Origin of the sequence: Bifidobacterium sp. AGR2158 (assembly GCF_000424225.1) — a bacterium.
Lineage (GTDB): Bacteria > Actinomycetota > Actinomycetes > Actinomycetales > Bifidobacteriaceae > Bifidobacterium > Bifidobacterium anseris.
In genome coordinates, this window is sequence record NZ_AUJM01000012.1 from 270,582 (window position 1) to 295,587 (window position 25,006).

23 protein-coding genes, 2 tRNA genes and 1 pseudogene are annotated in these 25,006 nt (G+C 63.4%); 18 read left to right on the top strand and 8 right to left on the bottom strand.

Annotation, left to right across the window (positions count from 1 at the left end; genetic code table 11):
• The first annotated feature begins 55 nt into the window (after positions 1–55).
• The 4 genes from G606_RS09815 to G606_RS0103855 all read left to right on the top strand — a co-directional run bounded on the left by G606_RS09815 (position 56) and on the right by G606_RS0103855 (position 3,135).
• Positions 56–1,048 (top strand): alpha/beta hydrolase, encoded by a 993-nt coding sequence (locus G606_RS09815; RefSeq protein WP_051198491.1) that lies wholly within the window; start codon positions 56–58, stop codon positions 1,046–1,048.
• A 192-nt stretch (positions 1,049–1,240) separates the two neighbouring features.
• On the top strand, positions 1,241–1,684 hold the full coding sequence (locus G606_RS0103845; RefSeq protein ID WP_026644847.1) for a cupin domain-containing protein: 444 nt from the start codon (positions 1,241–1,243) through the stop codon (positions 1,682–1,684).
• A gap of 119 nt (positions 1,685–1,803) precedes the next feature.
• Entirely contained in the window at positions 1,804–2,541 is a 738-nt protein-coding gene (locus G606_RS0103850) for a carboxymuconolactone decarboxylase family protein (protein ID WP_034523580.1), read from the top strand.
• A gap of 111 nt (positions 2,542–2,652) precedes the next feature.
• Complete coding sequence (locus tag G606_RS0103855) at positions 2,653–3,135, top strand: methylated-DNA--[protein]-cysteine S-methyltransferase (RefSeq protein ID WP_026644849.1); 483 nt, start codon at positions 2,653–2,655, stop codon at positions 3,133–3,135.
• Positions 3,136–3,196: 61 nt separating this feature from the next.
• Here G606_RS0103855 and G606_RS0103860 read toward each other — a convergent pair whose 3' ends face one another.
• The gene (locus G606_RS0103860; RefSeq protein ID WP_026644850.1) at positions 3,197–3,934 is read right to left on the bottom strand and encodes a DUF4241 domain-containing protein; all 738 of its coding nucleotides are present in this window, start codon (positions 3,932–3,934) and stop codon (positions 3,197–3,199) included.
• A 415-nt stretch (positions 3,935–4,349) separates the two neighbouring features.
• Between G606_RS0103860 and G606_RS0103865 the strand changes: the two genes are divergently transcribed.
• The gene (locus G606_RS0103865; RefSeq protein ID WP_034523582.1) at positions 4,350–4,610 is read left to right on the top strand and encodes a type II toxin-antitoxin system RelB/DinJ family antitoxin; all 261 of its coding nucleotides are present in this window, start codon (positions 4,350–4,352) and stop codon (positions 4,608–4,610) included.
• Positions 4,611–4,790: 180 nt separating this feature from the next.
• Positions 4,791–4,883 (top strand): type II toxin-antitoxin system YafQ family toxin, encoded by a 93-nt coding sequence (locus tag G606_RS11475; protein WP_269208412.1) that lies wholly within the window; start codon positions 4,791–4,793, stop codon positions 4,881–4,883.
• A gap of 90 nt (positions 4,884–4,973) precedes the next feature.
• On the opposite strand, the gene G606_RS09825 is transcribed toward G606_RS11475, so the two are convergent.
• The 4 genes from G606_RS09825 to htpX form a co-directional block, all read right to left on the bottom strand.
• On the bottom strand, positions 4,974–6,239 hold the full coding sequence (locus G606_RS09825; RefSeq protein ID WP_081663993.1) for an MFS transporter: 1,266 nt from the start codon (positions 6,237–6,239) through the stop codon (positions 4,974–4,976).
• A gap of 132 nt (positions 6,240–6,371) precedes the next feature.
• Positions 6,372–7,103, bottom strand: coding sequence for an SOS response-associated peptidase family protein (locus G606_RS0103880; protein WP_231371402.1), 732 nt, complete (start codon positions 7,101–7,103; stop codon positions 6,372–6,374).
• Between the two features lie 381 nt (positions 7,104–7,484).
• Positions 7,485–7,555 (bottom strand) — tRNA-Gly (locus G606_RS0103885).
• 53 nt (positions 7,556–7,608) lie between these two features.
• On the bottom strand, positions 7,609–8,568 hold the full coding sequence (gene htpX, locus G606_RS0103890; RefSeq protein WP_026644853.1) for a zinc metalloprotease HtpX: 960 nt from the start codon (positions 8,566–8,568) through the stop codon (positions 7,609–7,611).
• A 94-nt stretch (positions 8,569–8,662) separates the two neighbouring features.
• Between htpX and G606_RS0103895 the strand changes: the two genes are divergently transcribed.
• Together G606_RS0103895 and G606_RS09830 are read left to right on the top strand one after the other, a co-directional pair.
• Positions 8,663–10,111 (top strand): FAD-dependent oxidoreductase, encoded by a 1,449-nt coding sequence (locus tag G606_RS0103895; RefSeq protein WP_026644854.1) that lies wholly within the window; start codon positions 8,663–8,665, stop codon positions 10,109–10,111.
• A 160-nt stretch (positions 10,112–10,271) separates the two neighbouring features.
• A complete protein-coding gene (locus tag G606_RS09830) occupies positions 10,272–11,438 on the top strand; it encodes a serine hydrolase (RefSeq protein WP_051198492.1) in 1,167 nt (388 codons plus the stop codon).
• A gap of 111 nt (positions 11,439–11,549) precedes the next feature.
• Here G606_RS09830 and G606_RS0103905 read toward each other — a convergent pair whose 3' ends face one another.
• Both G606_RS0103905 and G606_RS09835 read right to left on the bottom strand, forming a co-directional pair.
• A complete protein-coding gene (locus tag G606_RS0103905; RefSeq protein WP_026644855.1) occupies positions 11,550–13,763 on the bottom strand; it encodes a heavy metal translocating P-type ATPase in 2,214 nt (737 codons plus the stop codon).
• A 343-nt stretch (positions 13,764–14,106) separates the two neighbouring features.
• Positions 14,107–15,783, bottom strand: a complete 1,677-nt coding sequence (locus G606_RS09835) for a S1C family serine protease (protein WP_231371415.1) — start codon at positions 15,781–15,783, stop codon at positions 14,107–14,109.
• Between the two features lie 330 nt (positions 15,784–16,113).
• On the opposite strand from G606_RS09835, the gene G606_RS0103915 reads away from it, so the two are divergent.
• From G606_RS0103915 to G606_RS0103960, 10 genes and pseudogenes are all read left to right on the top strand, one after another.
• Positions 16,114–17,643 (top strand): DUF6508 domain-containing protein, encoded by a 1,530-nt coding sequence (locus tag G606_RS0103915; RefSeq protein WP_026644856.1) that lies wholly within the window; start codon positions 16,114–16,116, stop codon positions 17,641–17,643.
• A gap of 89 nt (positions 17,644–17,732) precedes the next feature.
• The gene (tgt, locus tag G606_RS0103920; protein ID WP_051198498.1) at positions 17,733–19,082 is read left to right on the top strand and encodes a tRNA guanosine(34) transglycosylase Tgt; all 1,350 of its coding nucleotides are present in this window, start codon (positions 17,733–17,735) and stop codon (positions 19,080–19,082) included.
• Between the two features lie 101 nt (positions 19,083–19,183).
• On the top strand, positions 19,184–19,567 hold the full coding sequence (locus tag G606_RS10920) for an Rrf2 family transcriptional regulator (RefSeq protein WP_196800000.1): 384 nt from the start codon (positions 19,184–19,186) through the stop codon (positions 19,565–19,567).
• A 59-nt stretch (positions 19,568–19,626) separates the two neighbouring features.
• Positions 19,627–19,712, top strand: a tRNA-Leu gene (locus G606_RS0103930).
• Positions 19,713–19,804: 92 nt separating this feature from the next.
• A pseudogene (locus G606_RS11395) lies at positions 19,805–19,891 on the top strand (response regulator transcription factor); the annotation flags it as partial.
• A 383-nt stretch (positions 19,892–20,274) separates the two neighbouring features.
• A complete protein-coding gene (locus G606_RS0103940; protein WP_026644858.1) occupies positions 20,275–21,117 on the top strand; it encodes a putative RNA methyltransferase in 843 nt (280 codons plus the stop codon).
• Between the two features lie 102 nt (positions 21,118–21,219).
• Positions 21,220–21,402: a hypothetical protein gene (locus G606_RS0103945; RefSeq protein WP_026644859.1), complete on the top strand. Its 183-nt coding sequence runs from the start codon at positions 21,220–21,222 to the stop codon at positions 21,400–21,402.
• 15 nt (positions 21,403–21,417) lie between these two features.
• Positions 21,418–22,458 carry a hypothetical protein gene (locus tag G606_RS10685; protein WP_026644860.1) on the top strand — a complete coding sequence of 347 codons (1,041 nt, stop codon included), beginning with the start codon at positions 21,418–21,420 and terminating at the stop codon, positions 22,456–22,458.
• Positions 22,459–22,509: 51 nt separating this feature from the next.
• On the top strand, positions 22,510–22,902 hold the full coding sequence (locus tag G606_RS0103955; protein ID WP_026644861.1) for a hypothetical protein: 393 nt from the start codon (positions 22,510–22,512) through the stop codon (positions 22,900–22,902).
• Between the two features lie 98 nt (positions 22,903–23,000).
• Positions 23,001–24,440: a hypothetical protein gene (locus G606_RS0103960; protein ID WP_155802768.1), complete on the top strand. Its 1,440-nt coding sequence runs from the start codon at positions 23,001–23,003 to the stop codon at positions 24,438–24,440.
• 174 nt (positions 24,441–24,614) lie between these two features.
• Here the strand turns inward: G606_RS0103960 and G606_RS0103965 are convergent, their stop codons facing one another.
• On the bottom strand, positions 24,615–24,995 hold the full coding sequence (locus G606_RS0103965; RefSeq protein WP_231371403.1) for a hypothetical protein: 381 nt from the start codon (positions 24,993–24,995) through the stop codon (positions 24,615–24,617).
• Between the last annotated feature and the right edge of the window lie 11 nt (positions 24,996–25,006).

Below are 25,006 nucleotides of genomic sequence, written 5' to 3' on the forward strand. Positions count from 1 at the left end.
CACACGGCACCCACGTAATCGAAACATCGAAAAGAATCAGTGAAGGAGATCGCCGATGACAGCACTTGAGCTGACGCCGGCGTGGGACAAGGTGTTCCCGCACAGCGACAAGGTCGAACACAGCAAGATCACGTTCCACAATCGCTACGGCATCGAACTGGCCGCCGATCTGTACATGCCGAAGCATGCACCGAAGAACGGACGCTTCAAGGCGCTCGCCGTCGCCGGACCTTTCGGCGCCGTCAAGGAACAGGCAAGCGGCCTGTACGCGCAAACGCTTGCCGAACGCGGCTTCCTGACGATCGCGTTCGACCCGTCGTTCATCGGCGAATCGGGCGGCTCGCCGCGCGCCGTCGCCTCCCCCGATATCAACACCGAGGATTTCTCGGCGGCCGTCGATTATCTGTCGACGCGCCACGACGTCGACCCCGACGGCATCGGCATCGTCGGCATCTGCGGCTGGGGCGGCCTCGCACTCAACGCCGCCGCGAACGATCCACGCATCAAGGCCACCGTCGCATCGACGATGTACAACATGAGCCGCGTCACCGCGAACGGCTACTTCGACGCCGAGGATTCGCCGACCCAACGCAACGCCAAGCGCGCGCAGCTCGCCAAGCAGCGCACCGAGGACTATGCGAAGGACGACTACGCGCGCGCCGGCGGCGTGCCAGCACCCGAGGCACTGCCCGAGGACGCACCGCAGTTTCTCAAGGACTACGCCGCCTACTACAAGACGCCACGCGGCTACCATGCGCGCTCGGTCAACTCGAACGACGGTTGGAACGCGACGTCGGCGCTGCCCTTCATGAACATGCCGCTGCTGAGCTACATCGACGAAATCGAAAACCCGGTGCTACTCATCCACGGCGAGAAGGCGCATTCGCTGTACTTCTCGAAGGCCGCGTACGACAAGCTCGAGCACGGCGTGAACCCGGCGAACAAGGAATTGATGATCATTCCGGGCGCCAGCCACACCGACCTGTACGACAACTTCAAGCACATCCCCTTCGACGCGATCGAGGCGTTCTTCGACCGCAATCTGTGAGGACTGCGGCACGCATATCGCACACGGCATCATGCATGGCCGAACGTATGCACAACGAACATGCATGATATGCAGTTTCACTATCTGCTGCATATAAAAATCGGTTCCATACTATGAACTGGCGGCGCGCGGGCACGGCACAGCGAAAACCGCCGACCGCGCACAACGACGACCGATCATGGAGGCATCATCATGAACAACTATCCGATTCCGGTCGGCGTGCCGACCGCATATGCGCAGTCACTGATGTTCCTGGTGGGCGCGCCGAACGACGCCTACGCGCAGTACTTCACCGGCAAGAGCTGGCTTGCGCCGATCTCCGGCGAACAGGTCAGCATGGCCAATGTCACCTTCGAACCCGGCTGCATCAACCATTGGCACATCCACCACGCCACGCAGGGCGGCGGTCAGATGCTCATCTGCGTCGGCGGTCGCGGCTACGCGCAGATCGAGGGACAGGAGCCGATCGCAATGACTCCGGGCACCGTCGTGCACATCCCGGCGAACATGAAGCACTGGCACGGCGCGGCACCGGGCAGCTGGTTCTCGCACATCGCCATCGCCGTGCCCGGCGAAGGCAAGAGCAACGAATGGCTCGAGCCGGTCGACGAAGCCGAATACAACAAGCTCGCCTGATCGCCGGCCTTCCACAGACATACCCCTGCCCCCATCAGGCGGCTCGCGACCTCCAACGTGAGCCGCCTTTCCCTACTTAATTCCACATTCCCCTTTGATTTCCAAGAAATCAGGTCATCATGACGCATACCACCATCAATTCCGATACTAATCCGAACGACGAGCTCATCCGCACCGATCCGCATTTCGTCGACCGTCTGCTGCACTTCGCCGATGAGGAGGTGGCGCAGGATCCGGATACGAAGCTCGATGCCGAAACCCGCTATCTCGCGATTCTCGCGACGCTGCTCGGCTGTCAGGGGACCGATGAGTTCCACATCCAGCTGACGCGCGCGCTCGACGCCGGCCTTTCCCCGGTTGAGGTGAAGGAGGTCGTCTATCAGGCCGTCGATTATCTCGGTCTCGGACGCGTGCGACCGTTCCTCGGCATCACGAACGATGTGCTCGAGGCGCGCGGCGTGCAGCTGCCGCTGCCAGACCAGACCACGACGACGATGGACGATCGTCTCGAAACTGGCAACGCGAAGCAGGTGGAGCTCTTCGGCGCCGGCATGGACAAAAGCTACGAACGCAGCAAGATCAACTATTGGCTCGCCGACAACTGCTTCGGCGACTATTACACGCGCACCGGCCTGACGAACGCCCAGCGCGAGATGATCACGTTCTGCTACCTGTCCGCGCAGGGCGGCGTCGAGCCGCAGCTCACCGCGCACGCGAAGGCGAACATCGGTCTGGGCAACGATGCCGGTTTCCTGCGCAAGGTCACGCTCCAGTGCCTGCCGTATATCGGCTATCCGCGTACCCTTAACACGCTGCGCATCGTCGACGAAGCCGACAAGGCGCTCCATTCCGCGTGAACCGGCGGTCGTTGATTACGCAGAATCGGTGAGCATTCACGTCGTGCCGACGCACACCAGCCGGCCGCCTTCTATAATCATGGCAGCATACGCATCAAGGAGGAGGACGCCATGCAGGGATTCGCGACGTATATGGGCACCTATGGCCCCGTGAGGATCGATTGGCAGGACGACGCGGTCACCGGACTGCACATCATCACCCGGGACGACCACGAACTCGACGGCGACGGTGCGCGCACCGAACTCACCGACAGGGCCTTCGACGAACTCGAACGATACTTCGCCGGCGCACTGCGCGAGTTCACCGTGCCGGTCGCATTCACTTTCGGCACACCGTTCCAGCACGCCGTGTGGCACGCGCTGCAGCAGATCCCGTACGGACAGACGCGCACCTACGCGCAGATCGCACAAGCCGTGGGACGCCCGAAGGCGGTACGCGCGGTGGGATCAGCGAACAACCGCAACCCGATTCCGTTCATCGTGCCGTGCCACCGCGTCATCGGCGCCAACGGCAACCTCGTCGGCTACGCCTACGGTGTGGAGATGAAACGTTCGCTGCTGCTGATGGAGATGCGCGCAATCGAGGCCGAGTGACGACCGCCGCCGCGAGACGGCATCAGGTCATGCCATCTCGCGGCGGCACAGCGCGCGGGCCTTACGCCTCATCCTCTCCGAGCTGCTCTTCCTCTTCGATGAGGATGTACGGCACATAGAGGCCGCAGATGGTTCCATCCTCGGCATAGGCGAAATAGGTCGCATAGTAGCCATCGCCCCAACCGCTCGTCGTCACGATGACGTTGTCGTCGGTGTCAGGAACCGTCCAGTTCACCCAGTCGCCGTATTCGGTCTGGTACTTCGGGTGCGTCTTCGCGTTCTCGGCGAGCGCCTCCTCGAACGGCGTCTCCCACTCCTCCAGATCGCCGGCGTCCACGAGTTGCCGGGTGTACGCAACCGCCTCGTCGCGAGTACGGGCATCGGTCACGCAACCGACGCCGGCGTCGACGCCGAATCCATAGAAATCGCCGGATTCGATCGGCTCATCGATCTTCTCGGTGCCTGTCATGCCGCATTCGTAACGAAGCGGCTTGGCATCACTGATGCGCACATGCACGCAGGCGTAGCGATCACCATGCTCCTCACTGGGGATGATGCACGTCTGCACCGGATAGACGCCGGGCGGCACGGTCTGGATATACGGCTTCGCATCCTCCAATTCCGTCATCGGATCGCAGGCGACGATCTGCCCCGTGGGCAGATGCAGATCCCCCAGCGGCAGCACATCCACCGTCACCTCACCGATGGCGGGTTCGGTGAAATACCGCGCGAAATCGACGGTAGCATCCAGTTGACGACGAATGGTCTCATATCGGTCCAACCAAGATTGATCCGGCATCGCACATCACTTCCTTGTGTTCGTCATGTCGATTGCATGGGCCATCAAGGCGCATGCGCCCGGACCCGTACCGGCATCGTAACAGATGAAACGCGGCCGCCGCCGCACATCGTCCATACGAGGAACGTCCTATCCGATCGCAGCCAACGCCGCTGCACTCCGACACCACAGTCTGCGCATCATCGACCACCTGTCTCGATGTTCCTCATCCGTGCGGCATATGGTAGTCCGCCCATAGGGAGTCGCTACCGGTAGCGCATACCTATGGGCATGGCGCCCAACGAACGCGAGATGTGCACGCTCGCCGGTAAACTGTAACCAACACCCGCTATCGCATAGACAACGTATTAACGATAGTTATACAATAGCAGTGCTTGCTACCACATAACGAATCAACAACGCAAGGGGATTGACGATGAGCGATACGACAACCGTGAGTTTCCGCACCGACCGGAAGGTCAAGGAGGAAGCCAAAGCACTGTACGAATCAATGGGCATGGATCTTTCCACGGCGATTAATGTGTTCCTCCGCCAGTCCATCCGCGACAACGGCATGCCATTCAAAATCACCCGAGAACCCGCGGAGAGCATCGCAGCGCGCCGACAGGCGGACGCGCACGAAGGAAGGTCTTTCACCAGTTCCGAAGATCTGATGAAAGATTTGATGCATGCTTAGCACTGTATTCCGCACTACACAGTTCAAAAGGGATTTCAAATCTCTTTTGAAGAAGCACTATGACCCAAAGAAACTGCAGGGCGCCGTTGAGGCGCTCATGGCCCAGGACAAGCCGTTGCTAGCACCAAGTACCGTGATCACCCGCTGTCCGGCAACTGGCGGGGATACCGCGAACTACACATCGAAGGTGATTGGCTGCTCATCTATCGCATCGAGCGCCATGAACTCCAGTTGGTGCTGACCCGCACGGGATCACACGACGACCTGTTCTGAGGCGTCAGGCGTCAGACCGGCGCCACGGTCTCAGCGATCAACGAGGCGCCGTTGGGAGTCATGACGGTCTTGCCGCAGCTGTTCGGCTTGTCACGGACAATCGCGGCCGTGGTGTCCGAGTCGGAGGCGTTCACCTATCCAACGCGAGACCGTCCCCGAGCCTGCCCGACACATGCGGCTGTAGCATACGAGCAGCACGACGGCGAGCGCGGCGAAGGGGACGCCGCTCAACGCCGGATAGTGGTAGTTCATATGCGACGCGTCGAGCACGGCACCTCCGACCATCGAGCCGACGGCATTGCCGAAGTTGAATGCGATCTGCACGGCGGCACCGCCAATCAGGCCGCCGCATTCGGCCATGATGAGCTGCTGCGGCGCCGAAACGAAGAACAGGCCGAAGGAAATCACAAAGGTGAGCACGGCCGTGCTCACATGCGAGCCAGGAATCAGGAAGACGGCAAGCAGACCCATACAGGCGACGAACTGACCAAGCGCCGACGTGGCACCCGGATTCCAATGGTCGCAGATGCGACCGCCGATCAAGCCGCCGACGACCATGCCGAAACCGGCGAGCATCATCAACGCGGAGACCATCGCGTTCGGCCAGCCGCCCACACGCTGCAGCCACGGGCTCACGTAGCTCCACCAGCAGAAGATGCCCACATTGCCGACGAAGACGGCGACGAGCACCATCCAAGGTCCGGGCTTGCGCAGGAATGCGAACTGCCCGGCCAGACCCGCATCGGCTGCAGGCGCGATGAACGGCACCCATACGCGCACGAGGACGCCGGTGACGACGGCGCAGACGGCGAGCGCCGCGAACGCGAGATGCCAGGACAGATGTTCGGCGAGCAATGTTCCCGCCGGCACGCCGAGCATATTCGCCACCGTCTGTCCGGTGACCATCGAGGCCACAGCCTGCGCCTCCTTCCCGCGCCGCGCAAGCAGCTTCGCGATAAGCGTCGCGGTGCCGAAGAAGGCGCCATGCGGGAAGCCGGCGATGAAGCGCGCGACGATCATCATCGGCGCGTTGACGGCGACCGCGCTCAACGCGTTGCCGGCGAATGCGATGACCATGAACAGGATGATGAGCGAGCGCGGCGGGATCCTGCGTCCGAAGATCAGCAGCAACGTGCCGACGCACACGCCGATTGCGTACGCCGAGATGAAGTTGCCGGCGAGGGGGATGCTCACCCGCAGCGCCTGCGCGACCTGCGGCAGGATGCCCATCATGACGAACTCGGCCGCGCCGAACACGAACGCGCCGGCGGCGAGTGCGAACAGACCGAGACCGTGGCCCTGTCCTTCGCCGTCCGTCGCCGGTCCGTTCGATGAATTGACTATTGTGTTCGCCATCTGCCCACCTCGCCTGTGCACCATGTCTGCGCCGTTATCGACCGTGAATGTTTCACATGAAACGCCTAACAGCATAACGGACTCCCTGACCGCACGGCGCTCACCCGGCGAGTGCCGGCGCCGGAGCGTCCGCTACCCCACTTTATGCGCGGCGAGCGGCACAGCGGAACGGTCGGCGAGACGCATGTACCGTGGCCCGAGCCACGTCGTCAGCTCGGTCGGATGCAAAATGAGCGGCATCCGCGGATGCACCGGCGCCATCACCGCGTTCGCGCGCGTCGTGATCATCGAATATTCGTCGCCACGTCGTATGCCGCCGATGAACATGATCGGCATATCGGGAATCGCAAACACATACTGCTGTTTGATGACGCGTCCGGTGCGCTCGCTGACGCGCGTCTCCGTGCCGCTTGATTCGTAGAAACGACGGCAGGCGATGATGCAGCGGTCGTGTTCCATCGATGCCCGCCAGATCGGCTTGTCCGCGCTTTCGATGCGCGTGTTGAAGATCGGCTGCGGATTCCACTGCGTGCTGTATCCCCATGCCAGATCCGCGCGTTCGAGCGTGCCGGGAGTCAGTTCGTCGACGCCGACCGCCGTGTCGAAGGTCGGCACAATCACCGGCGACACCGTCTTCGGATACACGTCGATCCATCGGCGTCCCCGCTCCTCGCGCGGGCTCCCCGACGACTGCCGCTCCGACTGCGGATAGTCGAGCTCGCGCTGTTCGTACTGCGGCGCCGTGGCTTCCGCGGGACTCGACTCGGGTCTCTCCGGTCGCTCCCCGCTCAACTGCCCGACCAGCCGATCGACTTCCTCATCCGACAATCCCAGATAATGCGCGCACATGCCTTCACCGTACATCCTAACGACCCTGCCGGAGCCGTCGTCCCCTGACAGCGTCACCGCACAAGTCATATTGCCACCGCGAACGTTTCCGCCGCATAGCTCACCCCTGACGATCGCCTGCGCCGCCCTTTGCGAACGCCATGCGCGCCATCCGCACCCGTAACAATCGCAACGGGTACCGTCTGCGAACGTAACGGGCGGGGTTTGCATCCGAAGCGTTCGCAACAGACATCGTCTGCAAACGCAATCGGTGCACAGCTCCCCTTCGACGTTCACAAACGAGGCGGTCGGCGCCGGCTCATTGTTGGCTCACATCCGCCCGCCAGTAGAGCGCAGAATAGAGTGGATTTGTATCCCGTCGACCTCAGAAACGGCTATTTTCCAACGATTTCAGAGAGCGGATGACGGGAGTCGAACCCGCCTTTAAAGCTTGGGAAGCTTTCGTTCTACCGATGAACTACATCCGCATGCAGCCGTCGTACACAGCCGCATCAGCTACCTTACCACAGTCGCCAGCCACTCACGCCCGACCGTTGCGCGCGACCTGCGCGAGGCGGTCGCCGTCGACGATGCCCGGAGCGCCCATGTCGACCGCCATCTGCTGCAGGCGGGCGATGCGATCCTCGGTCGGCGGATGCGTCGAGAACAGCCGCGAGAAACCCTTCGCCGAGAACGGCGACTCGATCATCATCGCTGCCGTCGACTGGTCGGTCGCCGTCGCCGGCATCGGGTTCTGCGCGATGCCGTATTGGATTTTGTACAGCGCGCTCGCGAGCGCATTCGGATCTCCGGTCAGCACGCTGCCGTCCTCGTCGGCGTCGTATTCGCGTGTGCGTGAGATCGCCATCTGGATCAGCGACGCCGCGATCGGCGCGAGGATCATGCTGAGCAGTGCGCCGAACGCGCCGAGCGCGCCGGCGCCGTTGTCGGAGTCGCGGTCGTTGCGCGTGGAATTGCCGAAGTACATCAGCGAGTAGCCGAGGTAGGTGATGACGGTGGCCATTGCGCCGGCGATTGCCGACGTGCGGATGTCGCGATTGTAGACGTGCATGAGCTCGTGGCCGAGCACGCCGCGCATCTCCCGATAGTCGAGGATGCGCATGATGCCTTGCGTGCAGCAGACGGCCGCGTGCCGTTCGTTGCGTCCGGTCGCGAACGCGTTCGGCGTCTCCGTTGGCGCGATGTAGATGCGAGGCATCGGCTTGCCCGCGCGCTGCGACAGTTCGCGTACGATCGCGTACAGCTGCGGCGCCTCCTGTTCACTGACCGGCTGCGCGTGCATCGACGCGATCGCGAGCTTGTCGGAGAACCAGTAGGAGACGAAGGACATGCCCAGGCCGATCGCGACGTAGTAGACGAGCGTGTCCACATATGCGCCCGTCGCCCACCAGATGATCATGATGATCGCCCACATGATGGCGAACAGTATCGCCGTCTTCAAACCGTTGTAATGGTTGTGCATCCGCAGTTTCCCGTTCATAGGCAACAGTGTAGCGACGAGGGCGCGCGCTTCCCCCACACGTCCCATATGCGCCTCTTCCCCCGTTCATGCTTATCGGCTACGCTAGTATGCCGTGACTAATGATTCTGAACTTCGTATTGCCGTCATCGGCGCCGGCCCGGCCGGTGTGTATTCCTCCGATATCTTCCTGCGTCAGCTTGCCAAGCTCGGCGATGAGCTGGGCCTCGGCACGAACGCGCGCATCGACCTGTTCGAGAAGCTGCCGGTGCCGTTCGGCCTCGTGCGCTATGGCGTCGCCCCCGACCATCCGTCGATTAAGTTCATCGCGTCCGCGCTTGAGAAGACGCTCGACAATCCGAACATCCATCTGTACTGCGATGTGGAGTTCGGCAAGGATGTGACGATCGACGATCTGCTTGAGCGTTACGACGCCGTGCTCTTCGCGACCGGCGCGATCAAGGACAAGCCGCTGAATCTGCCGGGCGCCGACTATGACGGCGTCTATGGCGCGGCGAAGTTCGTCGAATGGTATGACGGCTATCCGACCGGCGTGCGCGAATGGCCGCTGCAGGCCGAGGAGGTCGCCGTCATCGGCGGCGGCAACGTGGCGATGGACGTCGCGCGCGAGCTGATGCGCAACGCCGACGATCTGCGCGCGCGCACCGACATTCCCGACAACGTGTACGAGGGCATTCTGCGCAATCAGGCGAAGACGCTGCACCTGTTCATCCGCCGTGGCGTCGCGCAGGCGAAGTTCTCCGTTCAGGAGCTGCGTGAGATGGAGAAGCTGCCTGGCGTCCAGCTGATCATCGACGAGGACGATTTCGAACTCGACGATGACACGATCGAGGAGGCCGGCAAGGACAAGCTGACCCGTCAGATGGTCGAGGAGCTGTTCGCGATCCGTGAGATGGCCGAGGACATGGAGGACGACGGCGACGTCGATTTTGAAGGCAATCCGGCCGACCGTAAGTACTACATCCACTTCAACTCCGCGCCGACCGAGATTCTCGGCGAGGACGGCAAGGTGTGCGGCATCCGCGTCGAGCGCACCGAGACGTCGGCGGATGGCACGATGACGCGCACCGGCGAGTTCACCGATTATCCGGTGCAGGCCGTCTACCATGCGATCGGCTACAAGCCGGAGTCGGTGCCAGGCATCGCCTATGACGAGAAAGGCGCGCATCTGGCGAACGCGAACGGAGACGGCCGCATCACCGTCGACGCCGTCGATGGCGAAGTGCGCGAGCGCCTGTACGCGACCGGATGGGCGAAGCGCGGTCCGGTCGGCCTGATCGGTTCGACGAAGTCGGATGCACTGATGATCGTCACGGCGATGCTCGAAGATCTCGCGAAGAACAAGGAGAACGCGCGTCTGGCGCCGGACCGCGATCCCGAATCGATCGACCGTCTGCTCGCCGAACGCGGCGTCAACCCGATCGATTTCGCCGGCTGGAAGCGCGTCGACGCGTTCGAACGTGCCGAGGGCGCGAGGGAAGGCCGCGAACACAAGAAGGTCATCGATCCCGACGAGTTCCGTCGTCTCGCCCACGGCGAGTGACAACGGATGTAACGCGAATACAACGCGCGCACAGATGAAGGCGGACGGCGACGAACCGTCCGCCTTCGTCGTCTCGACGTCGTGCCGCCGATGCCGAAGGGTCACCCTATAGTTTTCCTTGGAACAAGCGTGGGCATACGTGAGAAACGGGTGCGCTGGGATGCAGAAGAAGACGAAACGCGGCACGATTCCCAAATGGCGTGACGTGCCGCTGACCGACGCCCAGCTTGACGTCACCATCGCCGCTCATCGCAAATCGATCGCCAAATGGAAGGGCATCGCAATCGCGTCGACGATCGTCGCTGTATCCGGCATGCTCGGCGCCGGCGCCGTCGGCATCTTCGGCGACGGGCTCGCGAACGCCGCCCATCCCACGGCCTCGGCCACGCAGACGATGCCGACGCCGTCTGCCGCCTCCGAGGAGACGCCCGCCGTCGGCATCGAAAAAACGATCGTCACGCCGAATCTCAGCAGCGTCGTCGCCACCGCGTTCGCGAATCTGCGCGCGACCGACGGTGCGGCCGCCGTATCAGCTGCCGGCGTCACGCTCAGCGACGCCGAATCCGCGCAGCTGCAGCACGCCGTCAGCGCCTATCATGAACAGGGTTTCGAAGTCTCCTTCGCCGTCGTCGACATGCGCACAGGCGCCGTCATCACGTCCTTCGCGAACGTGCCGCGCTATTCGGCGTCGGCGATCAAAGCCCCGTACATCCTGTCGCTCGCGCAGACGGGCGTGCTCGACCTCGACGCCGTCTCGACGAGTGTCGACCCGGACGCCGCCTATCTCAACCATCTGATCACGGCGACGCTCACCGTCTCCGACAACGACGCCTACGAATCGTTGTATCAACGCTACGGCGCGCAGCCGTTCACGACGTGGACGACCGGTTACACCTTCGACGCGCCGCTCAACGGCTATTACGATTCCCTGACGGCGAGCGATCTGGCAAGGGTGTGGGTGCTCGCCTACCAGTATCTGTTCTCGGATACGCCGCCGACGAAGGCAGACGGCACGCCGGCGGCGTCGAAGAACGCGCGCGCATGGCTCGCGCAGCAGATGTGCGGCTCGCTCAATTCGTCGATTCAGATGGCGCATGCCGAGCGGGAGGAAGTGTATACGAAGGCCGGCTGGATCTACGGCGAAGGCAATCTGTACGCGCTCAACGACGCCGGCATCGTGCTACCGGCCGGCGCGCACGATCTGCAGACGCATCCGCAGGGTTATGTGCTCACGATTCTGTCGAACGCGTGCGGCCGCAACGATCTGCTGAGTGAATTGGCGACCGCCGTCGACGACGTCATCGCCGATCTGCACGGCGAATCGTAAACAGATATACAAAGTCGATGCAGATACATCGTCGATATATACAAAAGGAGCCGTCTCGGTGAACGATGACGTCCACCGAGACGGCTCCGCGCATGTGCGGCGTCGCCTCTGCTACTTGCGGTCGAACAGCGCCGTCAGCGCCCACACGATCGAGACGACGTCGATCGCCTCCTGCAGGAACGCGCCGGCGACGACGGGGATCAGGTTGAACGCGGCGCACACCATGCCGACGATCGCGAGCGCGATGCCGACGAGCACCGCCTGCAGCATGCGCTGCTTCGTCTGCCGCGCGATGCGCACGCCCTTCGGCACGGCGCCGATATCGTCGTTCATGATGACGACTTCAGCCGATTCGGAGGCGGCCGTTGACGTGCCGTCGGTCATCGCCATGCCGATGTCGGCGACGGCGAGCACCGGCGAATCGTTGACGCCGTCGCCGACCATCATCGTCACGTCGCGGTGGATCGGCTCGCCGAGCAGTTTCGCGGTCGCGCGCTCCCACCACGTTTCGGTGCCGCTCTTCTCCTGTTCCGAGGCTTCGCGCACCGCATTGACCTTGTCCTGCGGCAGCAATTCGTAGCGCACGTCGGTGATGCCGACTTCATTCGCGATGATCATCGCCGACGACTTCTTGTCGCCGGTGAGCATCGTCTCCTCCTTGACGCCGAGTTTGCGCAGTTCCTGAATCGACTGCTTCGCGTTGTAGCGGGGGATGTCGCGCAGCACGATGCGGGCCGCGAGATAGCCGTCGATGGCGATGTAGGTGGCCATTTCGTCCGGCTCGAGCGTGTCGGGCCACAGCTTGGCAGCTTCACGGTCGGCCGCTTCCATCGCCTTCTCGTTGCGTTCCTCTTCGGCGGCGTTGTGCACTTCCTGGCTGACGATGTCCTGTTCGGTCACGAAGGCGTAACGGCCGACTTCGACCTTGCGGCCGTCGACGGTGCCGCGCACCCCTTTGCCGGGGATTTCGGAGACGTTGCCGACGACCGGATAGTTGTCGCTCGGGTTCGGCAATGCGCGGTGCGAGGCGTCAACGTTGCTATCAGCGGCCGTCTTGCCGCTCGAGCTCGGCAGTCGTCCGAGTCGTTCCATCGCGGCGCGGCCCGCTTCGACGATGCCTTTGGCGAGTACGTGCACGGAGAAGCCTTCGACGACGCCCGCCATCATCAGGATCTCGTCTTCGGACACGTCGGCCGGCACGCCCTTCGCCTTTTCGACACGCACGACCTGCGGCTGCTTGACGGTGAGCGTTCCGGTCTTGTCGAAGAAAACGTGCGTGACGCGACCGAGGTTTTCGAGCACGTCCTGCGATTTGACGAGGATCTTCTGCTTGGCCAGGCGTGCGGTGCCGGCGACGTAGGCGACCGGCGCGGCGATGAGCAGCGGGCATGGCGTCGCGAGCACGAGCACCTGCGCAAAACGCAATCCGGTGCCGGAGACGATCCATGCGACGATCGCGATCGCGAAGGAGATGATGGTGAACGGCACGGCGAGCATATCCGCCGTGCGCACGACGGCGGCGCGCGACTCCTCGGCGGCGGAGACGAGCTTGAGGATCTGCTGATACTGGGAGTCGGCGGCGAGCGACGTCGTGCGAATCATCATCGTCGTCGAACCGTTGATGGAGCCGGAGAGCACCTTCGCGCCGGCGAAGATCGTGCGCGGCACCGGCTCGCCGTTGATGTTGCTCAGATCGACGGAGGCGGTGCCGCTGAGCAGCAAGCCATCGACCGGCACGATCTCGCCGGGCAGCACGAGCAGCACCGAGTTGAGCTTGACATCATTGACGGGCACCGTCTCGAAGTGGCCGTTACCGGCGTTGAGCGGCTTGCCTTCGCGCTGCGCGGCCTCGACGGCCTGCTGCACCTTGCGGAAGCCTTCGTCGGTCATGTCCGCCTCGGCGCCATCGGTTCCCGGCAGCGTGACGACGTGCGCCTGCTGCGGCGCAGCCTTGATCAGGGCTGTGAGATTGCCCTTCGCCTTGTTCTCGGCATACGATTCGATCGCCTCGCCCGAGGCGACCATGAGCACGACGGCCCACGACGCCCAGTACTGCTGCACGCAGACGGTGGAGATGAGCGCGACGATTGCAAGCAGGTCGACGCCCACATGGCCGTGCCTGATGCTGTCGATCATCTCGCGGATACTCGTGTAGATCGTCCAGACGACGAACAGGATGATGATCCATTCACCGACGCCGGGGTCGAACGCGGAATGGATGTGGCCCCAGGGACGCCACTGCGGGATGAGCGCAAGCGGAATCGCCGCGAGGATCGTGAGTGGAAGCAGCGGGACTTCCTTACAAAGATCGATGATTTTCCTCATCGCATCTCCTTACGGTCGGTATCGTCTTCCCTTCCCCACGCATGGCGGAATGCGGCGCGCGCATCGACGCCACCGGCGGGTTCGGGAATGTCAGCTTCACGCCTTGTTAGCCCATCGAACACGGCGCCCGGCTTGGCGCGCTTACGACACACGGCGTAAAAAGATTGCTAGATTCATCTTCAATTATTGGCTCGCGGACACAAATGCGCCGCGATGCGAACTCGTTCACTGTAACAAAAAACGTCGGACAGCGCGAATCACGCTGTCCGACGTGTGCAAGGCATGCCGGCCGCTCACCGTTGACTGAACCGCTTCAGTCGGCTCAGCGCGCGGCCGAAAGGATTTACCACAGCCCGAAGGGGTCGAAAACGCCTCCGTTGCCGCGGTCGTTGCGCTGCTCCTGCTGCTCCTGCTGCTGGCGGCGCTGCTGTTCCTCCTGCTGCTGGTTGCTCTCGCTCTTCGACGAACCGTTGACGTCCGCCTCGGCCTTGTCGAGCGTGACGTTGACGTCCATGACCTTGCCGTCGCGCACGACGGTCAGCTTGGCCGTTGACCCCATCGCCGCCGCACGCACGAAGCCGAGCAGCGAGTAGTTGTTCGTCACGGCGAGGCCGTCGTAGGCGACGATGACGTCACCCTTGACGATGCCGGCCTTCTCGGCGGGGCCGCCGGCGACGAGCGACTGCACTTCGGTGCCGGCGCGCGTCACGCCGTCCGCCGTCACCGTCGTGTTCTTGATCGTCACGCCGAGCGCGACGTGCTCGACCTTGCCGTTCTTGATGATTTCGTTCGCGACGCGTTTGACGAGGTTCGACGGGATCGCGAAGCCGATGCCGATCGAGCCTACGTTCTCCTCGCTGCTCGCCGTCGACGCAATCGACGAGTTGATGCCGATGACCTGGCCGGCCGCGTTGAAGGTCGGGCCGCCCGAGTTGCCCGGGTTGACGGCCGCATCGATTTGGATCGCGTTCGTCACGATCGTCTGGTTGTCCTCATCCATCACCGAAACCGGTCGGTTGAGCGCGGAGACGATGCCGGTCGTCGCCGTGTCGTCGTAGCCGAGCGGGTTGCCGATCGCCATGATCGGCTCGCCGACGGCGACCTTCGAGGAATCGGCGAACTCGACCGTCGTCAGGTCAGACGGCGGGTTCTTGAGCTGGATGACGGCCAGATCGGTCGTCGAATCGGTGCCGACGATGTCGGCCTCGTACAGGTCGCCGTTGCTCAGCGTCACGACGATGTTTTTCGCGCCGGAGACGACGTGGTTGTTCGTGACGATGTGGCCCTGCTTGTCGATGATCGCGCCAGAGCCCTTCGCCGTACCGTCTTCTACGGTCGTCGAGATCGAGACGACGGCGTTCGAGACCTTCGACGAAACGGCCGTCCAGTTCGGCGACTCGCCGCCTTCGACGACGGCGCTGCCTTCGGAGCTGCCCTGGTTCGACGAGGAGACCGACGACATCGACGACGACGTCGGCACCTTCACCCAGCCGTAGGTGAGCGCCGTCCAGCCGACGCCAAGGCACAGGATCGCGGTGACGACGGCCGCGACAACGCCGATGAGCACGCCGTGCGACTTCGTCTCCTCACGGTCGATGTCAGCGTAGGGATTGTGCGGATCGTTGCCGCCGAAAGGCGAGCTCGGCGGCGTCGGGGTGCCTGGATTGCCCGGATTGCCGTTGTTCGCGGCGTTGTTGCTGCCGTTGTTCGCAGCGCCGAAGGGGACGTACGGCGAACGGCCCATCTGCTGCTGCTGCTGCGCACCGGGCGCATTCTGGTCCTGATACGGCAGCGCGAACGGTGACGTCGGCTGCCTCTGCGGATGATTGGGCTGCTGCGGCTGGTTCGGCGTCGCCGGCGCATACGCGCCGTACATCGGCGCCGGACGGTATCCCTGCGCCACCGGTTGCTGCGACTGCGTCGGCGTCTGGTCGGCAGCCGGCTGCTGCGCGTTCGCGGTGTTCGCATTGGCGGTCTCGTTCGCGTCCGATTCGTCGGACGGCGTCTGCTGTGCGGACATGGTCTGCGGTTCCTGCGGCTGGGGCTGCGCCGGATGGGAGTCGTCGGTCTCCCACGGGTAACGGTTCTCGTCACTCATCTGTTCTCTCCGTTCGTCACTCGATGCACTGTCTGTCTGTGTTCGTCACCGGTCATCGTAGTGCGTCGGCGCGGCGCGCGCGGCACTGTTCGTCACCGGTAGAGGAATCTCTATCCACATAGTTAAAACACGACTACTTAACGTTTCCTGAATGTTTGTTGAGAGTCGAAACCATGTTTGATGGCAAGTTCCTTGGGAGGGAAAACGGCGGCGGGACACCCCTTCCACGGCGCGCATTGATAGGATGCTGCCATGGAGCGCAACGACGACCTCAACTGCCCGTATTACCTACGACACGACCGCATGCCGAACATCGGTTCCGGCCGTGTCCGCCCGCATATGCCAATCCTGCGATATGACGACCTCTATTACAGCTTCACCGATCTCGTGATCGGCCCCGTGCTGCCGACCGTACAACTCACGCTCCCCTCGTTCGCGAAAGACCGCTCCGGCACACCCTACGTCTGCGAGCGCAGGCTCACCGGTTTCTATCCGCAGAACGACGGGCCTGACGACGTCGTCTCCATCGAACCCGTACCGATCTGCTACCGGACCGTGATGGACACGACACTCATGCCGTACGAACAGTGGGTGCGGGAGTACCGCGACCTTCCCGGCACGCCGTTCTACTCCTCCACCTATGACGACGGCGACTACTGCAAACGAGCGTCCCGTTACGACCCTGACGGCGTCGAGGCATGGGGACACGCGATGTTCTATCTCGAGGAAGCGATGCGCGTGCACGCGGATAGGTTCGGCACGACCGAATCGCTCAGCGACTGGGAACGCAAACAGCATCATGACTGCCTGAAGCTCGCCGAAATCCTGTTCCGTCACGCGGCCGGCCGCGGCAACGCGCGCGCATGGCTTGCGGTCGGCCGCATCTACCATGACGATCCCAATCACGGCGACTATTTCGACAGCTGCTACACGGCGCACATCAAAGGGCGGCCGCCAATCGTCGAGCAGCCGCCGATTCCCGAGCGTGCACGCATCTGCTTTGAACGCGCGGCCGCGCTCGGCGACGCGGAGGCGCTCGCGTTCCTCGGCGATCTGCGATTGGAAGGGCAGACGTGCAAACGCGACGTGCGGCGCGCGTTCGCGTTGTATGAGGAGGCGTATGCGCGCGGCGGCGAGGACGGGCAGGTCCGCTATGCGAAGGCGGCTGCTGCGCTGCGGCTCGCGCGCTGCTACAAGCACGGCATCGGCTGCGCAATCGACAGAGCGAAGGCGCGCGCGTTGTTCCGTTGTGCGAAGGACGGCCTCGCCGATATCGCGACAAAACATCCGTGGTGGTATCGGGACGCCCATCGCGAAGCTGAGAAGGAGGCGTCTACGCTGACGAATCCGACAAAGCGGCCGGCAGAACGCACCGTGGACGACGCCGGCGCAATCGACAATGTCTCGTATGCCGCGATCACGCAGTATCTGCCGACGCTTGAGCGGACGGATGATTTCGGCACGTTCGTCGACATGTTCTGGTTCTCCTACAACGATGACGTCGACCGTTTCATGGATGCCGTGGCGCAATTCGCCGACGAGCATCCCGAGCTGGGCGCGGCCGACTATCTGGGTTTTCTGGAAGCGAGCTTCCTCAGTGCACCGCTTGATTGTGTGGATCCGGCGGATTGCGACGCGCGCACCGTGTTCCTGATGATCTTCTATGGGGTGCGGCAGGAGCGTTTCTGCGCAGGCCTCCTCGATAGTCTGCTGCGAGCGGGAACCGTCCAGCGTTGTCTGCGCCGCCTCACCCAGCTCGACGATGAGCGGATGAGTGCGTAAGGAGTGCGGATAGCGGCATCGCCCAGAACGAAACAGCGGCAAGCGTACATCGGCCCGGACGGACAACCGCAGGCCTTAGAATTGCGCACATGACCAGCACGAGCATTCCAGCAGACAGTACGATTACGAGCGCGCCGGCACCGCAGCTTGTCGAACATCCGCGCGGCGCCGAACCGGGCGAACCCGGCGATCGCAGCGCCTTCCATTTCGAACAGATCACACGGCTGCCCGACGCCGCGGACGGCAAAGGCAAAGGGGGCGCACGCTACGGGCGCACCGGCATCCTGCACACGCCGCACGGCGACATCAGGACGCCCGCCTTCGTGCCGGTCGCCACACAGGGCGCGATGAAGGCCGTGCTGCCCGAATCGATGGTCGAACTCGGCGCGCAGTGCCTGCTGTCGAACGCGTTCCATCTGTACGAACGCCCCGGCGAGGACGTGCTCGACGAAGCGGGCGGCTTGGCGAAGTTCATGAACTGGAACGGCCCCACCTTCACCGATTCGGGCGGTTTCCAGGTGCTTTCGCTCGGCGCGGGCTTCAAGAAGACGCTCGCGATGGACGTGAAAGGCATGAAATCGGACGACGTGATTGCAGCCGGCAAGGAACGCATGGCCTTCGTCGACGAGGACGGCGTCACCTTCAAATCGCCGCTCAATGGTTCGTTGCATCGTTTCTCGGCGGAGATATCGATGAACATCCAGCACAAGATCGGCGCGGACATCATGTTCGCGTTCGACGAGCTGACAACGCTGATGAACACGCGCCGCTATCAGGAGAACTCGGTCGAACGCACCTACCGCTGGGCGCAGCGATGCGTCGCCGAGCACGAACGGCTGACGGCGCAGCGCGTCGGCAAGCCGTATCAGGCGCTCTACGGCGTCGTGCAGGGCGCGAACTACGAGGATCTGCGCAGGCATGCGGCGCAGCAGATCGCCTCGCTCGACTTCGACGGCGTCGGCATCGGCGGCGCGATGGAGAAGCGCATCATCGGCGACATCTGCGCGTGGATCTGCGATGAGATGCCGCAAAGCCGCCCGCGTCACGTGCTCGGCATCGCCGCGGTGGACGACATCTTCGCCTGCGTCGAAAACGGCGGCGACACCTTCGATTGCGTCGCGCCGGCGCGCTGCGGCAGAAACGGCGCGATCTTCACACGCGACGGCCGCTACAACATCAAACGCGCGCAGTACAAGCATGATTTCGGTCCACTCGAGGAAGGCTGCGGCTGCTACACGTGCACGCATTATTCGCGCGCCTACGTCGACCATCTGCTGCGTTCGCACGAAATGAATGGGTTCACGCTCGCGACGATCCACAACGAGTACTTCTTCGTGCATCTGCTCGACGATATCCGTGCGTCGATCGACGGCGGCTACTTCGACGAGTTCCGCGACAAGGCACTCGCTCGCTTCTACGCGAACGGTTCGCGCGGATAGCAGCGCGCGGCGGCGCATATGGACGCATGGAGGAGAACCAGGCAGCGCCGCCCACTTGTTCGTTACTTGCTCACGAGGGAGATGCGCTCGCGGATGTGCGGGTGGTCGGTGACGATTTCGTCGACGATGCCGATCGCGTAATCGGCATAGCTGATCTCGCTCTTGCCGTCGGCGTTCAGCATGAGGTCATCGGCAAGCTCAAGGACGCCGGCCTCGTCACCGTGGACGCCGGCGTCGGCGGCGCGCACATCGCACGGCCGTTGACGTCAATCACGTTACTGGACGTCTACCAGGCGATCGAGGGCCCCGACCGCCAGCTGTTCGGATTCCACGACAATCCCAATCCGCAGTGCCCGGTCGGCCGCAACATCCACACGCTGCTCGACGGCGAGCTCGATGCCGCACAGCACGCGCTCGAAACGCAACTGGGGCAGACGACGCTCGCCCGGCTCAACGGCCGTTTTGACACGTTGACCGAGGGCTAATCAACGCAACACGCCGAGTTGCACGCATGTTCCACATGGTGTAGATTAGCTATTTGTCTGCGAGCGTGGCGGAATGGTAGACGCGCTGTCTTCAGGTGGCAGTGAGCTCATGCTCGTGCGGGTTCAAGTCCCGCCGCTCGCACCAGCAAGAAATGGCTGATTCCCAACGGAATCAGCCATTTCGTTTTGCCCGGAAGCGGCCTTGTGACAACAATCCGAGAGCAGTTTGAGAATCCGACGGCGAAGGCACATCTGTCGACGGCAAGCGACCGACTGTGCATGGGCCGCATCCAGATGGCGCGCCTCGTCGAACGCGCCAACCTGCAATGCCCCGAGGTGTCCCCGCCCGCACAACTCGGTTTTTCGCACCAAATCACGAGTGATGCGGCGCCTTGATCGGACGGGAGCCGCAGGACGCTCCACAATTCGCACAATTACGCACAACGACACCACCCATCCGCGCATAGGCCACCAAAAACGACCAGAATCCCCCACATGCAGGGGCGCTACATCCATGCATCCCAGTGATCGGCCGCATATATCGACAGTTGGCCCGAACAATCCAGTTATGCACCCACCACCCGGATATGCGCGACGGCGCCGCCGGCGAGTGCAAACACCACCGCCATATGCATCACATCTACCACGGATGCCGCCAATATGCGTCCCTGCCACTGCATGCACGCCCTTCCCGCTAGGATGGCGGCATGAATCCTGCGAAAATCGCGCGCTTCCGTGACAGCGAACGCTACTTCATTTGCCCGATCTGCCATGAGACGCTGCACTTGGATGGCGCGAGCCTGCGCTGCCCGAACCGTCACACCTTCGATATCGCGAAACAGGGCTACGTCAATCTCGCGCCCGCCGCGAAACAGTCGCCGTTCTACAACAAGGCGTCGTTCGAGAACCGTGCGCGCATCCTCGAGGCCGGCTATTACGACGACATCCGCGACGCCGTGCTCGACGCCGTCGGCAGATATCTGAATCCGCGCGCCGCGATCCTGGATGTCGGTTGCGGCGAAGGCTTCTACGCGCGCGCCGTGCAGCGCGCGAATCCGGCCGCCGATGTGCTCGCCTTCGACATCTCAAAGGACTCGATTCAGCAGGCGGCGCGCGAGGACGCGACGATGGCCGTCCGATGGTTCGTCGGCAACCTCGCCGACCTTCCGGTGCGCGACGACGCAATCGACTGCATCCTCGACGTCTTCTCCCCGGTAAACGCCGCGGAATTCCACCGCGTCATGAAGGATGACGCCATCGTCATCAAAGTGATCCCCGGCGTGCATCACGATGAACAATTGCGCGAACTCGCACGCGAGCAGCTGCGCAACGCCGATTATTCAAACGAACACGTAATCGAACAGTTCCGTGAACACTTCAACGTCCTCGATATGCGCACCGTCTCGCGTACCTTTGCGATGGCAGCCGACGACGTGCACACCTTCGCGCATATGACGCCGCTGCTGTTCAACGTCGATATCGACGCGCTCGATCTCGCCCAAATCAGCGAACTGACGATAGAAGCGCGCATAATAGTCGCACGAAAGTAATTTTTCCAATTCGTGCGTGTGTTATTTTTCTCCTGTCTATGATGGATTATGCTGCCCGAGAAGAACAGCAACAGTCACTACAGACCACTGAAGGGGGTCATTATGACACAGGGAAAGCATGCGCAGGCGCGGCGCGAACAGCAGAACAAATCATTCCCGACGATGAAGACGGTGAACGGAGCGGTCGCCACGATGGCCGCGATCGCGACGCTCGGCGCGCCGATGGTCGCCATCGCCGACGAGCCGGCGGAGCCGCAGCAGCCGGACACGCAGACGCAGCAGTAGACGGCGACGAACGCCGTGCAGCAGGCGCAGGCGGCCGTCGACGACGCCAAGGACGGCGTGGCGCAGGCGCAGGAAGCGCAGAAGAACGCCGAAGGCACGGTCACTGACGCGAACGGCGAAGTCGATCAGGCGAACGCGGCCGTGCAGGACGCGCAGCAGGCCGTCGACGACGCCATCGCCAACGATCCGAACACGGCGGCGGCGCAGGAGGCGCTCAACAAGGCCAACACGAAGCTTGACGAAGCCTCCGAACATCTGCAGAACGCCGTCGACACGCAGACGCAGAAGGCGCAGGCGCTCAAGCAGGCACAGGATGCGCAGACTGCGGCCAAGGCCGAGGAATCGAAGGCGCAGGACGCCGTGGACGAGCAGCAGATGAAGGTGGACGGCCTGCAGCAGCAAGTGGACGCCACCAACATGGACGCGCTCGAGCAGGCCGCCGACAGCACCGCGAAGGCGGCGTCGGAAGCCAACGACGCGAGCGCGGACGCCGCCAAGCAGGCGGCCGCGGCACAACAGCAGACGGACGCCGCGAAGCAGCAGCTCGACGACGCGGAACGGATTGCCGGCGATGCCAAAGATCCGGCGAAGGTGGAACAGGCACGTCAGCACGCCGACGACACCGCCACGCAATACGATGAAGCGTTCAAGCAGGCGCAGCAGGCGAGCTTGCAGGCCGATCAGGCCAACGCGGCGCTCAACGACGCGACCCACACCTATCAGAACGCCAGCGACGGCCTGCTGAACGCACGCAATGACGCGGACGCCGCCAAGCAGGCGCTCGACAAGGCGAACGCGGCGCTCGCCGCCGCCGAACGCGACAAGACGACGACGGCGGAGGCGCTCGCGGCCGCGGCAACCGCGAAGAGCGACGCCGAGCAGAAGGTCGCCGACGCCGAACAACGGGTGAAGGACACGCAGGCGGCGGCCGACAAGGCCGCACAAGACAAGGTGGCGGCCCAGCAGAAGCTCGAGGCGGCGCAGAAGGCCGTCGACGAGGCGACAAAGGCCGCAACGAGCGCGACCGAGCTCGAGCAGAAGGGCGCGCTGGGCTAGTTCGAGCATCGCAATGCGGAACTCGCGCAGCAGGTTCTGACGGATTCGGCGTTGAGCACCAAGAATCCGAGCGAACCAGACGAGATCGCACCGCCCGATGGAGGATCGTGGCTGCAGTACACGCACATCGGGGATGCCAAGGACGCCACGAGTCTCGACAACATGCTCCGCGCAGTGGCGCTCATCCAGGAACTCAACCAGCTGCGCGCCAGCGAGGGCCTTGCACCGCTGAAGATCTCAGACGCCGCCATGGCTGCCGCGATGGTGCAGGCGAACGCGGCGACTGCGCAGTTCGAGCACAATCAGGTGCTGACGACCAACCTCTGGCTGGCCGAGAATCTGGCAATGGGACTCCCCGATCCCTTCACCGGTGGTGGACGCAGGAAAAGGCCGTCTATAAGGAGGCCGTTGCCAGCGGTAAGTATCCGGGTCTCGAATCGATGACCCCGTACCAGGTCAGCATAAAGTACCCTGATCTCTACCCCACTATCGGTCACTACCTCAACTGCTCCGACCCTCAGGCGACTTCCACCGGCCTAGGCATGAGCCAGTACAGGCGCAACACCTCCGCCATGGAGAACAGCAGCTACGACATCAGCTATGACGGCGTCGACGACACGACACCCACCGACGCGGATGTCTACCAGCAGGAGTTGCAGGAATACGTCGATTCGATCCGCAACGCGCAGCAGAAGCTCAAGGACGCGCAGGATGCGCTCGCGAGCGCACAGGAAGCCGTGGAGGCCGCGAACAAGGCGAGCGATGCGGCGGACAAGGCCAGCGCGCAGGCAGCCGCCAATCTCAAGGCGGCGCAGAGTGCGCAGTCGGACGCCGAACAGGCCTACGACGACGCGACCGCCAAGCATGCGAATGCGCAGCAGGCCAAGGAGGACGCGCAACGGACGGCGAACGAGCAGGCGGCCAAGTACACGCAGGCCTCCGAGACGCTGAACACGGCGCAAGCCACCTATGATGCCGCCGAGGCCGCCTACACCGCCGCACAGCAGAAGGCCGACGCCGCCAAGCAGACGCTCGATCAGGCGAACCGCAACGCCGACGCCGCCAAGCAGGCCAAGGACGACGCGGCTGCCAAGTACGCCGCGATGCAGAACGCCAAGGCGAATCTGGACAAGGCTCAAACAGCCTACGATGTGGCAAAGCAGGCAAGCGATGCAGCGCAGGCCGACGCCACCGCCAAGGCCGCCGAGGCGGCGTCGGCGCAGCAGGCGGCTGACGCGGCGGCCGCGCAACTCACACACGCCAAGCAGACGGTCGCCGATCTGCAGGCGGCCAAGGACGAACTCGCCAAGCGTAATCAGGCGCTCAACGCAGCCAAGGACACGGTCGCCAAGGCCGGCGAAGCGGTCGCCGACGCCCAGAAGAACACCGACGTGGCGCAGGCCGCGGTGGACGACGCCAAGAAGGCCAAGGACGCTGCCGACGCGGACGTCAAAGCCGCCGAGGCCGCGCTCGACGCCGCAAAGAAGAACGTCGGCAATACGCCGGCCGTTCAGGAGGCGCAGGCCAAGCTCGACGCCGCCAAGCAGGCGGCCGCCGACGCCCAGGCCAAGCTCGACGCCGCGAAAGCCGCGCTCGCCGACGCCCAGCAGGCGCTCAAGGATCGTCAGGAGGACCTGCGCCTCGCCGAGATCGCGCTCGAAACGGCGATCAAGGCCGAGCAGCAGCCGACGACCCCCACTAATCCGACGAAGCCGACCAACCCGACGACACCGACCAACCCGACGACCCCGTCGAAGCCCAGCACGACGAAGCCGACGACACCGGCCGCGTCGACGAAGCCGACCACTGCCGCCAAGCCGACCGCCGTCTCCAAGGCGCCGCAGTCGGTGCAGGTCGCGGACGCCGCAAGCGACAAGCTCGCCACGACCGGCGGCAGCATCGGTGCCGTGCTCGTCACCGCGTTCACGCTCGCGTTCGTCGGCGGCGTCGCCACGCTGAGCGCGCGCCGTCGCGAAGAGTGAGCGCAGAAGTGATCGCGTAGCCGACAGCGCAGCATAGTCGACCATCGCAATTAACAAACCAAGAGGCGGCCGGAACCCCGATGGATTCCGGCCGCCTCTCGTATATCGTCGTCTGCGGCTATCGCGTGTTACCGCGCGTTATCGCCGGCCGCCGTCACACGACTGATTAGTCATTTAGTCATGCGGACGCGTGTTGAGGCGATGGTAGTAGAAGATCGCCGCACAGCAGCACACGAGCGACGCGACATTCGTCACGAGCTCGATCCACCACAGCACCTGCGTCCACCCGTTGCTGAGCGTCCAGAAGACGCCGGGCAGCGTCACGAGCCAGCTGATGATGATGAACACGAACACCCACAGGCCCCACTGCTGGCCGCGCTGCTGATCGTAGAGATGCTCGGGGGTCAGCTCGAAGTTCGGCTTGTTGTTGTACACGGCGAACACGCCGAACACGAGCAATGCGATCAGTACGACCACATTGAGCACGCCCATGACCACATTCTGCGCCGTAGAAAGCATGATCGATCCTTTCTCGTTCCTGCCGCTGTACGTCATCCGTACATCGT

What these genes read in the sequence shown, in the direction of transcription:
- G606_RS09815 (WP_051198491.1), top strand. Translation starts at nt 56, where the DNA reads ATGACAGCACTTGAGCTGACGCCGGCGTGGGACAAGGTGTTCCCGCAC.
- G606_RS0103845 (WP_026644847.1), top strand. Translation starts at nt 1,241, where the DNA reads ATGAACAACTATCCGATTCCGGTCGGCGTGCCGACCGCATATGCGCAG.
- G606_RS0103850 (WP_034523580.1), top strand. Translation starts at nt 1,804, where the DNA reads ATGACGCATACCACCATCAATTCCGATACTAATCCGAACGACGAGCTC.
- G606_RS0103855 (WP_026644849.1), top strand. Translation starts at nt 2,653, where the DNA reads ATGCAGGGATTCGCGACGTATATGGGCACCTATGGCCCCGTGAGGATC.
- G606_RS0103860 (WP_026644850.1), bottom strand. Translation starts at nt 3,934, where the DNA reads ATGCCGGATCAATCTTGGTTGGACCGATATGAGACCATTCGTCGTCAA.
- G606_RS0103865 (WP_034523582.1), top strand. Translation starts at nt 4,350, where the DNA reads ATGAGCGATACGACAACCGTGAGTTTCCGCACCGACCGGAAGGTCAAG.
- G606_RS09825 (WP_081663993.1), bottom strand. Translation starts at nt 6,239, where the DNA reads ATGGCGAACACAATAGTCAATTCATCGAACGGACCGGCGACGGACGGC.
- G606_RS0103880 (WP_231371402.1), bottom strand. Translation starts at nt 7,103, where the DNA reads ATGTACGGTGAAGGCATGTGCGCGCATTATCTGGGATTGTCGGATGAG.
- htpX (WP_026644853.1), bottom strand. Translation starts at nt 8,568, where the DNA reads ATGAACGGGAAACTGCGGATGCACAACCATTACAACGGTTTGAAGACG.
- G606_RS09830 (WP_051198492.1), top strand. Translation starts at nt 10,272, where the DNA reads ATGCAGAAGAAGACGAAACGCGGCACGATTCCCAAATGGCGTGACGTG.
- G606_RS0103905 (WP_026644855.1), bottom strand. Translation starts at nt 13,763, where the DNA reads ATGAGGAAAATCATCGATCTTTGTAAGGAAGTCCCGCTGCTTCCACTC.
- G606_RS09835 (WP_231371415.1), bottom strand. Translation starts at nt 15,783, where the DNA reads ATGTCCGCACAGCAGACGCCGTCCGACGAATCGGACGCGAACGAGACC.
- G606_RS0103915 (WP_026644856.1), top strand. Translation starts at nt 16,114, where the DNA reads ATGGAGCGCAACGACGACCTCAACTGCCCGTATTACCTACGACACGAC.
- tgt (WP_051198498.1), top strand. Translation starts at nt 17,733, where the DNA reads ATGACCAGCACGAGCATTCCAGCAGACAGTACGATTACGAGCGCGCCG.
- G606_RS0103940 (WP_026644858.1), top strand. Translation starts at nt 20,275, where the DNA reads ATGAATCCTGCGAAAATCGCGCGCTTCCGTGACAGCGAACGCTACTTC.
- G606_RS0103945 (WP_026644859.1), top strand. Translation starts at nt 21,220, where the DNA reads ATGACACAGGGAAAGCATGCGCAGGCGCGGCGCGAACAGCAGAACAAA.
- G606_RS0103960 (WP_155802768.1), top strand. Translation starts at nt 23,001, where the DNA reads ATGAGCCAGTACAGGCGCAACACCTCCGCCATGGAGAACAGCAGCTAC.
- G606_RS0103965 (WP_231371403.1), bottom strand. Translation starts at nt 24,995, where the DNA reads ATGACGTACAGCGGCAGGAACGAGAAAGGATCGATCATGCTTTCTACG.